Source organism: Micromonospora cremea (genome assembly GCF_900143515.1).
Classification (GTDB): domain Bacteria; phylum Actinomycetota; class Actinomycetes; order Mycobacteriales; family Micromonosporaceae; genus Micromonospora; species Micromonospora cremea.
In genome coordinates, this window is the sequence record NZ_FSQT01000002.1 from 3,587,082 (window position 1) to 3,601,903 (window position 14,822).

Consider the following 14,822-nt stretch of genomic DNA (forward strand, 5'->3'; position numbering starts at 1 on the left):
TACACCCGGACGGCCGACGATGACCCGCTTCCTGGTGGTGCTCACCGACGTGCGTCCCGTCGAGGGCATCGAGCGCAACGAGCGGACGGCCCCCGAGCGGCGCCGGCGGGTGGTCGGCGCCAGCAGTCGGGAGGCCGCCGACCGGATCGCCGGGGCGTTCATGGCGCTGGGCGTGGTGCGCGCCGGCCGGCAGCGGGTGAAGGTGATCGCGGTCGGCCGCCGGCACGCCCGGGACTGACGCTCCCACACCGGCCGGTCCCGCGCGGATCGCCGGCACCGACATCCCGTCACGCACCGTATATCCTCTGTTGACCGATTGCCGTGTCGTGCTGTGGCTCACCGGGTATCGCCTCGCTCTACCGCCACGCACAGTAAGGTCAACCGGGTGAGCGCCACCGGCGAGCACGACCAGCCGCAGTCGCGTACGAAGAGGTGACCGGAGTGACCAGCCCAGGCAAGACCCGCGTGGCGATCGTCTTCGGCGGCCGCAGCCCGGAGCACGGCATCTCCTGCGTCAGCGCCGGCAGCGTGTTCGGCGCGCTCGACCCCGACGAGTACGAGGTGGTGCCGGTGGGCATCACCCGGGCCGGCCAGTGGGTGCTGACCAGCGGTGACCCCGCGCAGCTCGCGATCAACGCCCGCCAGCTGCCGGAGATCACCGCCGAGTCCGGCGCGGACATCGTGCTGCGCGCCGACCCGACCGGCAACGGGCTGATGGTGCTCGACCCGACTGAGGGCCCCCGCGCGCTGGCCGACGTGGACGTGGTCTTCCCGGTGCTGCACGGCACGTACGGCGAGGACGGCACCATCCAGGGAATGCTGGAGATGGCCGGCATCCCCTACGTCGGGGCGAACGTGTTCGCCTCCGCCGCCGCCATGGACAAGGAGTTCACCAAGAAGCTCTGCGCGGTCGAGGGCATCCCGGTCGGCGCGTACGCGGTGCTGCGCAACGGGATGACGCTCAGCGAGCAGGACAAGGAGCGGCTCGGCCTGCCGGTTTTCGTCAAGCCGTCCCGGGCAGGCTCGTCGTTCGGCATCACCCGGGTCACCGACTGGGCGCAGCTGGACGCGGCGGTCGCCACCGCCCGGCAGTACGACCCGAAGGTCATCATCGAGGCCGCGGTCGTCGGCCGCGAGATCGAGTGCGGTGTGCTGGAGGGGGAGGCCGGTGGGGCGCCCGAGGCGTCCGTGCTGGCCGAGGTGCGCGTCGTCGCCGACCACGACTTCTACGACTTCGAGGCGAAGTACCTCGACGACTCCTGCGAGTACGACATTCCGGCCGGGCTGCCGGAGAAGGTGACCCGCCAAGTGCAGGAGTACGCCGTCCGCGCGTTCACCGCGCTGGACTGCGCCGGTCTGGCCCGGGCCGACTTCTTCGTCACACCCGAGCTGGACGTCTACCTCAACGAGATCAACACCATGCCCGGGTTCACGCCGACGTCGATGTTCCCGCGCATGTGGGCGGCCTCCGGCCTGGAGTACCCGAAGCTGGTCAACCGCCTGATCCGCACCGCCCAGCGGCGCGGCGTCGGCCTGCACTGAGCCACCCGGCGCCGGCCCGCGGCACCACACTCAGGCGGAACGCGGGTCAGGCCCGGCAGCCGGCCGGAATGGCGCCGCCGGAGGGCACCGAGGCGACGATCGCGCTGGAGACCGGTGCAACCCACTGCAACGGCTGTTCGTAGGAGCGTGGGATGCGCACCGTCACCGGCGTCTCCCGGTCGATCGCGGTGAGCACGGTCGTGTCGCCCTGCTCGACCGAGTGCCAGCAGACCCGGTTGACCGTCCAGACCTCGTCGGTGGCCGGGATGGTCGGCTCGGTGCCGCCGCAGGCCACGGTGAGGGCGGGGTCGCCGTACGCGGCGTTCTGCTCCGGGCCGGCGGTGACCGGGCGCTGGGCCAGGTCGCGGATGGTCGGCGGCAGTTGGGAGAGCAGGGCGCGGCAGACCGTGGCCGGGCGGGCGGCCAGCGCCGGGGCGGCCATCTCGACCGGGGCGGTGGACTGCACCCGGGCGGTCGTGGGGCGCGGCGTGGCGGCCGGCTCGGCCGGGGAGAGCTTGGTGAAGGCCAGCACGGCCACCAGCAGCGTGACCGGCAACGCGATCAACGTGGCCAGCAGGGCCGCGCCGCGAAGGGTCCGGTCCCGGCCAGCCGGCGCGTCGGCGGCCGGGTCGGCCGGCTCGCGGGTACCGTCAGCCGGCTCGGGCGCACCATCGCGCGCCCCGGCGAGCCGGTCGTCGTTCTGAGCGGAGGAGGTAGCCATCTCGTCCACTTACAGCCGCACCACCGAACACGTGAGGGTGCGAGTGATGCCAGGCACCATCTGCACCTTGCTGACGATGAGTTTGCCGAGCTCGTCGACGGTGTTCGCCTCGGTGAGGACGACCACGTCGTACGGCCCGGTGACGGCGTCGACCCGTACCACGCCGGCAAGGTCCGCGATGAGACCGGCCACGTCACGTGCGCGGCCGACCTCGGTCTGGATGAGGATGTACGCCTGTACCACGACTCGACCTCCGTCCGTCGCCGCCCAGGGGCGGCCCGAAGGGTGAAACTACCTTACGGACCAGGTCTGATCCCTATCGGTGGTCAAGGAGCAGCAGTGAGCGAGCGCGGCGGTGCCGGGCAGAACGGACGGAACGCCGGCGGTGTCGCCAGCGTGGGCGGGATCGGCGAGTTCGGGTTGATCGGGCGGATCACCGCCCGCCTGCCGGTCGGACCGACGACCCTGCTCGGTCCAGGGGACGACGCGGCGGTGGTGGCCGCCCCGGACGGCCGGGTCGCCGCCTCCACCGACGTGCTGGTCGACGGGCGGCACTTCCGGCGGGACTGGTGCTCGGCCCGGGATGTCGGGCATCGGGCCGCGGCGGCCAACCTGGCCGACATCGCGGCGATGGGCGCCACCCCGACCGCCCTGCTGGTCGCCCTCTGCATGCCGGCGGACCTGGAGACCAGCTGGGCCGAGGAGTTGGCCGACGGGCTGGCCGCGGAGGCGGCCACGGTCGGCGCGAGCGTGGTCGGCGGGGACATGTCGTCCAGCCCCACACTGACGATCGCGGTCACCGCGCTGGGCGACCTCGGCGGCCGCCCGCCCGTGGTGCGCTCCGGCGCCCGCCCCGGTGACGTGCTGGCCCTTGCCGGCCGCACCGGGTACGCGGCGGCCGGCCTGACCGTGCTCACCCGTGGCTTCCGCACCCCCCGGCTGCTGGTCGAGGCGTACCGGCGGCCCCAGGTGCCGTACCCGGCCGGACCGCAGGCCGCCCGGCTCGGCGCCACCTCGATGATCGACGTGTCGGACGGGCTGCTCGCCGACCTCGGACACGTGGCGGCGGCCAGCGGGGTGGCGATCGACGTGCGGCGGGACGCGTTCGAGGTGCCCCGGCAGATGGCCGACGCCGCACAGGCGCTCGGCGTCGACCCGTACACCTGGCTCCTGGCCGGTGGCGAGGACCACGCGCTGGCCGCGACCTTTCCCCCGGCGGTGGCGTTGCCGGCGGACTGGCGGCCGGTCGGCCTGGTCACGGCCGGTGCCGGGGTCACCGTCGACGGCGCGCCCTACGAGGGGCCGCGGGGCTGGGACCACTTCCGGTGAGGCCGCGCGCCGGCCGTACCCTGGATGCCGTGAGTGAGATCGAGATCCGGGTGTCGCGGTTCGACGCGCCGGTGGCGCAGCAGTTGATCCGCGACGCGCTGGCCGACCTCGGCGCCCGCTACGGCGGCACCGGCGACGACACCCCGGTGGACGCGGCCGAGTTCGAGCCGCCGGACGGCGCGTTCCTCGTCGCCTACCTGGCCGGCGAGCCGGTCGGCTGTGGCGGTTGGCGCAGCCACGGCGCGGACACCGCGGAGTTGAAGCGGATGTACACCGCCCCGGCGGCCCGTGGGCGCGGCGTGGCCCGGACGGTGCTGGCGGCCGTCGAGCGCTCGGCCCGCGAGCAGGGCCGCAAGCGGATGGTCCTGGAGTGCGGGGACAGGCAGCCCGAGGCGATCGCCATGTACACCTCCGCCGGCTACGAGCAGATCCCGAACTTCGGCTTCTACAAGGACGAGGAGGGCTGCGTCTCCTTCGGCCGCACCCTCTGACCCCCGGCGTCGCCCAGTGCCCGGGGGCGGCGTTTCAGCCGGTGGTGATCCGGATCTGCGCGGCGGCCCGGGCGACCGCCCCGGTCGCCTCCGCCGGGTCGGCGCCCCAGGCCAGCACCTGGCCGCTGCGCCGCACCGACGAGGTGACCTCGGCCACCCTGTCACCCACCGTCACACCCACCCCGACGTCCAGGACGCCCGGCACCCGGGCGGCCGCGCGTACCCCGTGCACGGCGGTGACGGTGCCGGGCGGAGCGAGCAGGAACTCCACCGCCGCCGCGCCGCTCGGCCCGGCCGGCAGCGCCGGACGTTCCCCCCGGAGCGTGCGCAGGTACGCGGCGACGAACCCGCACTCGTAGGCGACCGAGATCAGCATGGTGATCAGGTCGCCGGGGAGCCGGGCGGCGCACTCCACCAGCGCCGGGCCGTCGACGGTACGGATCCACTCGCTGTGCAGCACGCCGGTGCGGAAGCCGGCGGCGCCGGCCAGCCGGGTGGCCACCTCGAGCAGCTCCCGTCGGGCGTCCTCGGGCAGGGCGGACGGCACGGTGTGCCCGGTTTCCACCGGCCGCCCACCGGCCAGCACCCGCTTGTCGGTGACGTTGCCGAAGCGCACCTCGCCCTCGGCGATCAGCAGCTCCACGCTGTGCTCGGTGCCGATCAGCACCTGCTCGGCGAGGACCGCGGTGGGTAGGCCGCGGGCGATGGCGTCGGGAGGCGTCTCCGGATCGGCACTGGCGGCCCAGGCGGTGGCGACCAGCGCCGGGTCGGTGACGATCTGCACGCCGAGGCTGCCGGCGCTGCGGGTGGGCTTCAGCACGCAGCGCCCGCCCTGCCGGTGGGCGAACTCGGTCGCCTCGGCGGCCGTGGCGGCCACCGTGAACGCCGGGTTGGTCAGGCCGGCCGCCGCGGCGAGCAACCGCATCCGGTGCTTGTCGGTGAAGATCTCGGCGGCCTTCACGCCGGCGCCGGGCAGGCCGAGCGCGTCGGCCAGCCGGGCCGCGGCGAGCACGCCGTACTCCTGGCCGGGCACCACCAGCCGCGCGGCGGCCAGCCCCGGTTCCCGGGCCAGCAGCGCCGCCGGGTCCAGGCCGGTCTGGTATTCGGCCGCCACCACCCGGGAGACGAACGGCAGCGCCGCGCAGCGCCGCTCAAGGTCGCGGCGGCGGATGAGGTCGGGTTCCTCGACCACGACCACGCTGCCCGCGGGCAGCAGGTCGCCGAGCCCGCGCAGCAGATCCAGCGCGGAGCCCATCAAGACCATCTCGTCCCGGCTCAGGTCCAGCTGCACCCGTCACCCCTCCGCCCGGACCGCACCGGACACCCGGCGCAGCGAGACCCTAACCGGGCGGGCGGCCGGAGCGGGCGGCCGCGTCGCTTAGTCGTCAGCGACCTGGCGCGGACACGACAGAGCCGGCGGACCACAGAGGTCCGCCGGCTGAGCCGTACGAGAAGGTGGGTGCTACCGCGTCAGGCGCGGGTGACCTTGCCGGCCTTGATGCACGAGGTGCAGACCTGCAACTTCTTGGTGTTGCCGCCACCGGCCGGGGTACGCACCGACTGGATGTTCGGGTTCCAGCGGCGGTTGGTCCGCCGGTGCGAGTGGGACACGTTGTGGCCGAAGCCCGGTCCCTTGCCACAGACGTCGCACACGCTAGCCACGGGATACTCCTGGGATTGAAACGTTCATGAGGTCGCCGGCAGGCGCTGCCCGGGCAACCTGGTCAGGTTACCCGATGACCCGCCGACCCGGCCAACCGGCCCGGTCGGGCGACCGTCCGTGGCCCGGCCGGCAGGTGCTGGTGCGCCCGTCCGCCGGGTGGTGGGTCGGTCCGGCGGCAACGATACCCGAGGTCCCCGCCCCGGCCGCCCGAGCCGGGTTCAGCGCCGGAGCCGGGGCGAACGGACACGCCGCACGAGTCCGACGGCTGTCGGTGCGCGCCAGTAGGCTTCTGGCCGTGCTGGACACCCTCGACGCCGCCGCTGTCCGCCGGTGGTGTGCGACCGGGTTGACCGCCTTGAAGCGCCACCAGGGCGAGATCGACGAGCTCAATGTCTATCCGGTGCCCGACGGCGACACCGGCACCAACCTGGTGCTCACCCTCACCTCGGCCCAGCAGGCCCTGGCCATGGACCTGGACACGCTCCCCGACAGCGGGCCGACAGCGCACGGGCACGCGTTGCGGCTGATGGCCCAGGGTGCGCTGCTCGGCGCGCGCGGCAACTCCGGGGTGATCCTCTCGCAGATCCTGCGCGGCTTCGCCGACGCCGCCGCCGCCGTGCCGGCCGTACGCGGCCGGGAGCTGGCCGCCGCGCTGCGGGGCGCCACCGTGGCCGCGTACAGCGCGGTCGCCCGGCCGGTGGAGGGCACGCTGCTCACCGTGGTCGGCGCGGCCGCCGCCGCGGCCGAGCGGGCGGACAACGACGACCTGCCGGAGGTGGCCCGGGCCGCCGCGCGGGCGGCCGCCGAGGCGCTGGCCCACACCCCGGAGCAGTTGCCGGCCCTGGCCCGCGCCGGTGTGGTCGACGCGGGCGGCCGGGGCCTCTGCGTGCTGCTCGACGCCCTGGTCGAGGTGCTCACCGGCGAGATCGCCGTGCGCGCCGCGCCGGCGCCGCGCGCCGCCCGGCCGGCCGCCACGGTCGCCCGGGAGACCGGCTCCGAGGAGTACGCCTACGAGGTGCAGTTCCTGCTCGACGCCCCGGCCGAGGCGGTGGCCGGGATGCGCCGGGCGCTGGAGGCGCTGGGGGATTCCCTGGTCGTCGTCGGCGACGGCCGCGAGCCGGAGAGCACCTGGAACGTCCACGTCCACGTCAACGACGTGGGCGCGGCGGTCGAGGCGGGGGTCACCGCCGGCCGCCCGTACCGGATCTCGGTGACCCGCTTCGCCGACCAACCGGAGCCGTCCCCCGGCCCGGCGGCGGACGGCCGGGCCGCCGTGGTGGTGGCCACAGGCGTCGGGATCGCCGGGCTGTTCGCCGCGGAGGGAGCCACCGTGGTGCCGGGCAACCCGTCCACCGGGGAGCTGCTCGACGCGGTGCGCAGCACCGGCGCGGCACGGGTGGTGGTCCTGCCCAACGACCCCAACACCGAGGCGGTGGCGAGCGCGGCGGCCCGCGAGGCACACCGCTACGGCATCAAGGTGAGCGTCGTGCCGACCCGTTCGCCGGTGCAGGCGCTGGCCGCGCTCGCGGTCCGCGACAGCGCCCGCCGCTTCGAGGACGACGTGATCGCCATGGCCGAGGCCGCGGGCGCCTGCCGCTACGCCGAGGTCTGCCACGCCAGCCGGGAGGCGCTGACCGTCGCCGGCCCGTGCCGCCCCGGTGACGTGCTGGCGCTGGTCGAGGGGGAGGTGCACCTGATCGGCGCCGACCTCACCGACACCTGCGCGGCGGTGGTCGACCGGATGCTCGGCGGCGGCGGAGAGCTGGTCACCCTGCTGGCCGGGGTGGACGCGCCGGCCGGGCTCACCGATGCCGTCCGCGCGCACGTCGCGCGGCGCTGGCCGTTCGTCGAGGTGCAGGCGTACCCGGGCGGCCAGCCGTATTATCCGCTCCTGGTGGGAGTCGAATGAGCGAACCGGCCACGGTGGACACCCCGCTGAAGAAGCTGGTCGGGGACAAGACGGCCAAGGCACTGGCCGCCCACCTCGACCTGCACACCGCGGGTGATCTCGTCTACCACTTCCCGCGCCGCTACGACGAGCGTGGCGAGCACACCGACATCCGCTCGCTGGACGTCGGCGAACAGGTCACCGTGCTGGCGCAGGTGCAGCGCACCGCGGTGCGCCCGATGCGCCAACGCCGGGGCAACCTACTGGAGGTGACCGTCGGCGACGGCTCCGGAGGGCTGCTGACGCTGACCTTCTTCGGCAACCAGGCGTGGCGCGAGCGGGAGCTGCGTCCGGGCCGGTGGGGATTGTTCGCCGGCAAGGTCACCGAGTTCCGGGGCAAGCGTCAGCTCAACGGCCCGGAGTACGTCCTGCTCGGCGAGGGCGGCGACGGCGAGGCGGCGGTCAGCGACGAGATCGAGGAGTTCGCCGGCGCGCTGATCCCCGTCTACCCGGCCGCGGCGGCGGTGCCGACCTGGGTGATCGCCCGCTGCGTGCGGGTGGTGCTGGACACCTTCACCCCGCCGGAGGACCCGGTGCCGGGCACGGTGCGGGCCAGCCGCAACCTGGTCGGGCTGGGCACCGCGCTGCGGGAGATCCACCGGCCGAGCAGCAAGGAGGACCTCTACCGGGCGCGGCACCGGCTCAAGTGGGACGAGGCGTTCGCCGTCCAGTTGACCCTGGTGCAGCGCAAGCACCGAGCCGCCGACTGGCCGGCCCGCCCCCGCCCGGCGCGCCCCGGTGGGCTGCTGGACGCCTTCGACGCCCGGCTGCCGTACGAGCTGACCGCCGGTCAGCGTGACGTCGGCGTGGAGATCGCCGCCGACCTGGCCGCCCCGCATCCGATGCACCGGTTGTTGCAGGGCGAGGTGGGCTCGGGCAAGACGGTGGTGGCGCTGCGGGCGATGCTCCAGGTGGTGGACGCGGGCGGCCAGGCGGCGCTGCTGGCCCCCACCGAGGTGCTGGCCGCACAGCACCACCGCGGCATGCTCGACCTCCTCGGGCCGCTCGGGCGGGCCGGCGAGCTGGATTCCGCCGAGCACGCCACCCGCGTGGAGCTGGTCACCGGCTCGCTCGGCGCGGCCGCTCGCCGCCGGGCTCTCGGCGAGGTGGCCAGCGGCGCCGCCGGCATCGTGCTCGGCACCCACGCGCTGCTCTACGAGGGAGTGGACTTCGCCGACCTCGGCCTGGTGGTGGTCGACGAGCAGCACCGCTTCGGGGTAGAGCAGCGCGACGCGCTGCGGGCCAAGGCCGAGCAGCCGCCGCACGTGCTGGTGATGACGGCCACCCCGATCCCGCGCACGGTGGCGATGACCGTCTACGGCGACCTGGAGGTCTCCACCCTCTCCCAGCTGCCCCGGGGGCGCTCGCCGATCGCCTCGCACGTGGTGCCGGCCGCCGAGAAGCCGGCCTTCCTGGACCGGGCCTGGCGCCGGCTGCGCGAGGAGGTGGCCGCCGGCCACCAGGCGTACGTGGTGTGCCCGCGGATCGGAGAGGGGCCGGCTTCGGAGGAGGAGCCGCCGCCGGTGGACGACAACGGCCGCCGGCCGCCGCTGGCCGTGACCGAGGTGGCCCCGCTGCTGGCCGACGGGCCGCTGCACGGGCTGCGGATCGGGGTGCTGCACGGCCGGCTGCCGGCCGACGAGAAGGACGCGGTGATGCGCTCCTTCGCCGCCGGCGATCTGGACGTGCTGGTGGCCACCACCGTGGTCGAGGTCGGCGTGGACGTGCCCAACGCGACCGTGATGATCGTGCTGGACGCCGACCGCTTCGGTGTCTCCCAACTGCACCAGTTGCGCGGCCGGGTCGGCCGGGGCGCCGCGGCAGGGCTCTGCCTGCTGGTCAGCGAGGCGGCCGAGGGGTCGCCGGCCCGGGACCGGCTGGACGCGGTCGCCTCCACCGGCGACGGCTTCAAGCTCGCCGAGCTGGATCTGGAGCAGCGCCGCGAGGGCGATGTGCTGGGTGCCACCCAGTCCGGGCGGCGCTCACACCTGCGGCTGCTGTCCCTGCTGCGCGACGCCGACCTGATTCGCGATGCACGCGCCGAGGCGATCGCCCTGGTCGAGGAGGACCCCGAGCTGACCCGGCATCCGGCGCTGGCCGCGTCGGTCACCGCCCTGGTCGACGAGGACCGCGCCGAATACCTGGAAAAGGGCTGACGTTTCGTTCGACCGTGATCACCGGGCACGGCACGCGGAGGCGTGCCGGTTACGACAGGTCGCCGCTGTCGTCACCACCGTCAGCGCAGTCCGCGGGCTGCTCCCACTCCCACGGGCCGAAGACGTCGCTCTCCGGATCCCAGTAGTCGTACCCGGCGACGACGAACTGCCCCTCCCGGCCGGGGAAGGTCACCTCGACGGTCTGACCCGGCTTGACGGTCCGCGTGCGGACCTTCCCGTAGTTGGGGGAGAAGGTGACCGTCCACCGGTCGCCGTTGGGCGGGTCGGTGAAGACCACCGTGAACGTGTCGCACGTGGAGCGGGTGGTGATTCTGGCGGAGGCGCAGTTGCCCGGGTCCTGCCACACGTAGGTGGCCAACGGGTCGGTCGCGCCCGCGACGGTCACGCTGATGCCATCCCAGCCCTCGACCGGGAAGCGCACCGTCATCTTCTCGCCGGGGCTCAGCGCCACGGTCTGCGTGAAGCTGCCCGCGGGGATCGAGGCCAGGACGACGTCGGTCGCGGGCGCGTTTCGCCGGTTGGCCAGGCGGACGTCGATCGCGTTGGCGCAGACCGAGGTGAACGTGGCCGTCGGCCCGGCCGGCTTGCCCTGGAGGGCGCTGTGGTGGGCACTCGCCGGTGCTCCTGCGGCGAGGGCGCTGGTGCAGCCGATCGCCGTCGCTGCGAGGGCGGCGAGGAGGCGGCGGCCTGGGACTCGATGGCTGTGCATGGGCTCTCTCCTGTCGTGGTGTCGTACCTGACGGGAAGAGCCGGCCGTGCCGGTGCGGGGATGGATTCGACCGCCATGCGGGCGCCAGCGGGCCGGTTCATTGACTGACGGTAATGACGGCGATGCGGCGGCGTTGTCCCGACCCGGGGTGCCAGCCGCCACCCGTGACCTAAACGTGACGCGGTTGTGTCTGGATCTCGGGAGCGCTGCGGGGTAGAGGCCCGAGGGCGCGTCGACCGGATGGTCGACGCGCCCTCGGGTTCAGCGCGGTTCGGTTCAGACGGTGAACCGGAGCCGGCGACGACGAGCCATCACGAAGAGGCCCGCGCCGGCGGCCAGCAGGACGACGGCGCCGCCAGCGATCAGGGTGGTGTTCGTGCCGGTGAGCGGCAGGCCGCCACCCTCGCCCTCGTCGCACTCGGCCGGCTGCTCCCAGGCGATCGGCTCGGTGTCGTCGAGGCCGTCGGCGGCCGGCGTGACGGTGAGACCCTCGGTCGCGGCGAAGGAGACGGAGCCGGTCTTGCCGGGCTCGACGGTCAGCGTCTTGGCCTCGCCCTTGTTCGGGGTCAGCGTGAGGACGACGGTCTTACCGTCGGCCGGGTTCTCGATCGTGAAGGTGAGGCTGTCGCAGGTCGACTCGACGGTGCCCACCGGCTCGGCAGGCGCCGGGGTGACGGTCGGCGTCGGGCTCGGGCTCTCGGTCGGCGGCTGGCTCGGCGACGGAGACGCGGTGGTGGGGGACGGGGTCGGGGTGGGGGACTCCGTCGGGGTGGCGGTCGGCGTCGGGGTGGGCTCCGCGGCGCAGGTGCCAGCCTCGGTGGCTGCCACCGTCCGGTGCTCGGTCACGATCCGGTCCGGACGCTCCCAGCGCGCCTCGACGAACAGCTCGATCTTCGGGTTCTTCTCGGTGAAGGTGTGGGTCTGGGTGGCGGTGAGGAGGTCCCCACCCTTCGCTGGGAGGGTGGCACCGACCTTCAGGTCGCCATCGCTGAAGTCGCCGGGGACGGTCGACTTGACCGAGGTGATCTCGGCATCGATGTCCTCGCTGTTGCCGACCTTCCACGTGACCGTTGCCTGGCCGTCGGCGGCCAGGCAGTAGGTGCCGGAGGGCTCGGGGTGGTGGGCGCTCGCCGGCGCGGCGAACGTCGTCATGGCGCCGATGCCGAGCAGCGCGCCGGCGGCGATGGCCGCGGTGCGCCGGAACGGAGACTTCGGACGGATCACTGGTACTCCTGGAGTGCTGAAGCGTTAGGGGCGTGGCCCGGGAACGACAGTGGACGGTCACTGCACGTCCGGATGGGAGGGATGCATTCCCGAGCCGTGGGCCGGCGGGTTGCCGCCGGCACCCGGCAGACCCTAGCGAGATCGCCGCGCGTGATACAGCGCTCAGGATTCGCTAAGACTGATGTTATGAATATGAGATCATCGATATACGAAACGTGATCATGTGGTCGCTCGGGCGATACGGGCGGTGTCGGTCGCGGCCTTTGTTGGCTCGCGTAGCGTCGGGGTCATGCGCAGGAGGAGACGGTGACCCGGATCGTGGCCGGGACGCTCGGCGGCCGGCGGATCGCCGCGCCCCCCGGCGCCGGCACCCGACCCACCTCCGACCGGGTCCGGGAGGCGCTGTTCAGCGCCGTCGAGGCCGAGGCCGATCTCGACGGCACCCGCTTCGCCGACCTGTACGCCGGCTCCGGCGCGGTCGGGCTGGAGGCGCTCTCCCGGGGCGCCCGGCACGTGCTGCTGGTCGAGTCCGACGCTCGGGCGGCCCGGGTGATCCGCGAGAACGTGGCCGCCCTGCGGGCCGGTTCCGCCGTCCGCCTGGTGACCGGCAAGGTGGCGACCGTGCTGGCCGCCGGCCCGGACGGTGGGCCGTACGACGTCGTCTTCGCCGACCCGCCGTACGCGGTGCCGGACGCGGAGATCACCGCGCTGCTGACCACGCTGGTCGACGGCGGCTGGCTGGCGAGCGACGCCCTGGTGGTGCTGGAGCGGTCCAGCCGCACCGGGCCGGTCGAGTGGGTGGACGGGATCACGGCCGAGCGCAGTCGCCGTTACGGCGAGACCACGCTTTGGTACGGTCGCCGATCATGAGACGTGCGGTGTGCCCCGGCTCGTTCGATCCGGTCACCAACGGACACCTCGACATCATCGGCCGGGCCAGTCGGCTCTTCGACGAGGTGATCGTCGGCGTGCTGATAAACCAGTCGAAGAGTGGCCTCTTCACCGTCGAGGAGCGGATCGACATGCTCCGCGAGGTGACCGCCTCGTACGGCAACGTGCGGGTCGAGTCGTTCCGGGGGCTGCTGGTCGACTTCTGCCGGGCCCAGCAGGCGAGCGTGCTGATCAAGGGCCTGCGGGCGGTCAGCGACTTCGACTACGAGCTGCAGATGGCCCAGATGAACATCGGGCTGGCCGGCGTCGAGACGCTGTTCATGCCGACCAACCCGCTCTACTCGTTCCTCTCCTCCAGTCTGGTCAAGGACGTGGCCAAGTGGGGCGGCGACATCTCCGCCCACGTCCCCGACCCGGTCCGCGAAGCCCTCCAGTCCCGCCTCGGTCCCCGCCCCTGACCCGCGGTCCCTCCGCGATCTTGCAGTTTCGGACCCCGAGTCGCGCCTTTTGACAGGATTTGTCGCGGCGGAAAGTGCAAGATCGGCCGGGGTGGGGTGGCACGGTCGCGCCGTGTGACGGTGCCGCGACGCGCCGGGTCGGGGTGGATCGGGCAGGTGTGGGGTGGGCACGACATGATTGGTAGAGCGGGGAACCGGCCGTAGCCCGCATCATGGAGGTCGGCCGACGAACGACAGGAGTGAGGTACCGGTGGACCCGCTCGATCGCATCGACGAACTGATCGCCATGGTGGAGCAGGCCCGCTCCGTCCCGATGTCGCGCAACAACTGCATGGTCGACCGGGGTGAGATGATCGCGGTCCTCGACGAGATGCGCGCCGACCTCCCCGCCGACCTGCGTCGCGCCGCCGCGCTGCTCGACGAGCGCGACAAGATCATGGAAGCCGGCAAGCGCGAGGCGGACCGGATCATCAGCGAGGGTGAGGCGGAACACGCCCGCCTCGTCTCGGTGAACGAGATCACCGTCTCGGCCGAGCATGAGGGGGCCCGGATCATCGCCGAGGCCCGGGCCGAGGCTCAGCGCCTGCGCGAGGAGGTCGACGACTACGTCGACACCGCGCTGGCCAACTTCGAACAGTTCCTCACCAGGGCGCTCGCCTCGATAGAGCGCGGCCGCGACAAGATGCACGCGCTGCGGGAGATCGGCACCTTCGGTGGGGAAGAGGCGGAACGCCCGCTACCCTTCTGAGCGGCACTTCACCAGCCGACACTCTTGGGTGGGCGTCGCCCCCGGTTCGACGGGCCGGCGGTCGCCCAGGTAACCTTTTTTGTCGGCCTCACACCGGCCGGAGTCTGACTATGCCCAAACACTCGCCATCGACACTCGACCCCAGGTCGCCGCTGGTCCTCGACACGAGGGACCTGCCGCGCCGGCCTGGCGCGTTGCGTACCGTCCAGCGGGTCGTGCCGGCACCGGCGGACCTCGGTGTGGAGTTGATCGGCGTTCCGGAGGGCGCGGACCTCGACCTCGACCTGAGGCTGGAGTCGGTGTCCGAGGGCGTGCTCGTCTCCGGGGCCATCACCGGTCCCGTCCGGGGCGAGTGCGGGCGCTGCCTGCGCGAGATCAACGACTCGATGGCCGTGACGATCCAGGAGCTGTACGCGTACGAGAACAGCACCACGGACGCCACGACCGAGGAGGACGAGGTGGGCCGGATGCAGGGCGATCTGATCGACCTGGAGCCGGCGCTGCGGGACGCGTTGGTGCTCACGCTGCCGACCAACCCGCTCTGCCGGGAGGACTGCCCAGGACTGTGCCCCGAATGCGGGACGCACTGGGACGATCTGCCGGCCGACCACAGTCACCAGCAGATCGACCCGCGTTGGGTGGGCCTGTCGCAACTGACCCGTACAGAGGAGTAAGAACCGTGGCCGTCCCGAAGCGCAAGATGTCGCGCAGCAACACCCGGTCCCGCCGGGCGAACTGGAAGGCGACCGTGGTCGCGACCGTCGCGTGCCCGCAGTGCAAGTCCCCCAAGCTGCCGCACGCCGCTTGCTCCGTCTGCGGCACCTACAACGGCCGCCAGGTCATCGAGGTCTGACCTGGACGCCGAGTGACGCCCCCGACCCCGGGTCGGGCGGCGCGCGCACCCTGGCATTCGCCCGGTGC

Annotated in this window: 17 protein-coding genes; 11 read left to right on the top strand and 6 right to left on the bottom strand. The window is 73.3% G+C overall.

Translation table 11 applies throughout. The features are described 5' to 3' along the window. Positions 1-19 precede the first annotated feature (19 nt). Complete coding sequence (locus BUS84_RS30330; RefSeq protein WP_074317708.1) at positions 20-238, top strand: hypothetical protein; 219 nt, start codon at positions 20-22, stop codon at positions 236-238. A 203-nt stretch (positions 239-441) separates the two neighbouring features. Beyond that, a complete protein-coding gene (locus tag BUS84_RS30335) occupies positions 442-1,542 on the top strand; it encodes a D-alanine--D-alanine ligase family protein (RefSeq protein ID WP_074317710.1) in 1,101 nt (366 codons plus the stop codon). 46 nt (positions 1,543-1,588) lie between these two features. Here BUS84_RS30335 and BUS84_RS30340 read toward each other — a convergent pair whose 3' ends face one another. Together BUS84_RS30340 and BUS84_RS30345 are read right to left on the bottom strand one after the other, a co-directional pair. Further along, positions 1,589-2,263 carry a DUF3515 family protein gene (locus BUS84_RS30340; protein ID WP_074319217.1) on the bottom strand — a complete coding sequence of 225 codons (675 nt, stop codon included), beginning with the start codon at positions 2,261-2,263 and terminating at the stop codon, positions 1,589-1,591. A gap of 9 nt (positions 2,264-2,272) precedes the next feature. Beyond that, entirely contained in the window at positions 2,273-2,506 is a 234-nt protein-coding gene (locus tag BUS84_RS30345; protein ID WP_013284547.1) for an Lrp/AsnC ligand binding domain-containing protein, read from the bottom strand. Positions 2,507-2,659: 153 nt separating this feature from the next. On the opposite strand from BUS84_RS30345, the gene BUS84_RS30350 reads away from it, so the two are divergent. Both BUS84_RS30350 and BUS84_RS30355 read left to right on the top strand, forming a co-directional pair. Continuing rightward, positions 2,660-3,592 (top strand): thiamine-phosphate kinase, encoded by a 933-nt coding sequence (locus BUS84_RS30350; RefSeq protein ID WP_425293511.1) that lies wholly within the window; start codon positions 2,660-2,662, stop codon positions 3,590-3,592. A 29-nt stretch (positions 3,593-3,621) separates the two neighbouring features. Continuing rightward, positions 3,622-4,083 (top strand): GNAT family N-acetyltransferase, encoded by a 462-nt coding sequence (locus BUS84_RS30355; protein ID WP_074317714.1) that lies wholly within the window; start codon positions 3,622-3,624, stop codon positions 4,081-4,083. Between the two features lie 34 nt (positions 4,084-4,117). On the opposite strand, the gene BUS84_RS30360 is transcribed toward BUS84_RS30355, so the two are convergent. Continuing rightward, entirely contained in the window at positions 4,118-5,374 is a 1,257-nt protein-coding gene (locus BUS84_RS30360; protein WP_074317715.1) for an ATP-grasp domain-containing protein, read from the bottom strand. Positions 5,375-5,553: 179 nt separating this feature from the next. Next, positions 5,554-5,745: a 50S ribosomal protein L28 gene (gene rpmB, locus BUS84_RS30365; protein WP_007456456.1), complete on the bottom strand. Its 192-nt coding sequence runs from the start codon at positions 5,743-5,745 to the stop codon at positions 5,554-5,556. A 296-nt stretch (positions 5,746-6,041) separates the two neighbouring features. Here rpmB and BUS84_RS30370 point away from each other — a divergent pair, with 296 nt between their 5' ends. After that, entirely contained in the window at positions 6,042-7,655 is a 1,614-nt protein-coding gene (locus tag BUS84_RS30370; protein WP_074319218.1) for a DAK2 domain-containing protein, read from the top strand. Then, positions 7,652-9,850: an ATP-dependent DNA helicase RecG gene (recG, locus tag BUS84_RS30375; protein ID WP_074317717.1), complete on the top strand. Its 2,199-nt coding sequence runs from the start codon at positions 7,652-7,654 to the stop codon at positions 9,848-9,850. Before BUS84_RS30370 ends, recG begins: the two co-directional genes overlap by 4 nt. A gap of 49 nt (positions 9,851-9,899) precedes the next feature. Here the strand turns inward: recG and BUS84_RS30380 are convergent, their stop codons facing one another. Together BUS84_RS30380 and BUS84_RS30385 are read right to left on the bottom strand one after the other, a co-directional pair. Further along, on the bottom strand, positions 9,900-10,580 hold the full coding sequence (locus BUS84_RS30380) for a hypothetical protein (protein WP_074317719.1): 681 nt from the start codon (positions 10,578-10,580) through the stop codon (positions 9,900-9,902). Between the two features lie 276 nt (positions 10,581-10,856). After that, on the bottom strand, positions 10,857-11,804 hold the full coding sequence (locus BUS84_RS30385; protein ID WP_074317720.1) for an LPXTG cell wall anchor domain-containing protein: 948 nt from the start codon (positions 11,802-11,804) through the stop codon (positions 10,857-10,859). Positions 11,805-12,110: 306 nt separating this feature from the next. On the opposite strand from BUS84_RS30385, the gene rsmD reads away from it, so the two are divergent. The 5 genes from rsmD to rpmF all read left to right on the top strand — a co-directional run bounded on the left by rsmD (position 12,111) and on the right by rpmF (position 14,754). After that, the gene (gene rsmD, locus BUS84_RS30390; protein ID WP_074317722.1) at positions 12,111-12,674 is read left to right on the top strand and encodes a 16S rRNA (guanine(966)-N(2))-methyltransferase RsmD; all 564 of its coding nucleotides are present in this window, start codon (positions 12,111-12,113) and stop codon (positions 12,672-12,674) included. Next, positions 12,671-13,153, top strand: coding sequence for a pantetheine-phosphate adenylyltransferase (gene coaD, locus BUS84_RS30395; RefSeq protein ID WP_074317724.1), 483 nt, complete (start codon positions 12,671-12,673; stop codon positions 13,151-13,153). Before rsmD ends, coaD begins: the two co-directional genes overlap by 4 nt. 250 nt (positions 13,154-13,403) lie before the next feature. Beyond that, a complete protein-coding gene (locus BUS84_RS30400) occupies positions 13,404-13,901 on the top strand; it encodes an SPFH domain-containing protein (protein ID WP_074317727.1) in 498 nt (165 codons plus the stop codon). A gap of 110 nt (positions 13,902-14,011) precedes the next feature. Further along, on the top strand, positions 14,012-14,575 hold the full coding sequence (locus BUS84_RS30405) for a YceD family protein (protein WP_074317729.1): 564 nt from the start codon (positions 14,012-14,014) through the stop codon (positions 14,573-14,575). Positions 14,576-14,580: 5 nt separating this feature from the next. Next, positions 14,581-14,754 carry a 50S ribosomal protein L32 gene (gene rpmF / locus BUS84_RS30410; RefSeq protein WP_074317731.1) on the top strand — a complete coding sequence of 58 codons (174 nt, stop codon included), beginning with the start codon at positions 14,581-14,583 and terminating at the stop codon, positions 14,752-14,754. Positions 14,755-14,822: the final 68 nt, after the last annotated feature.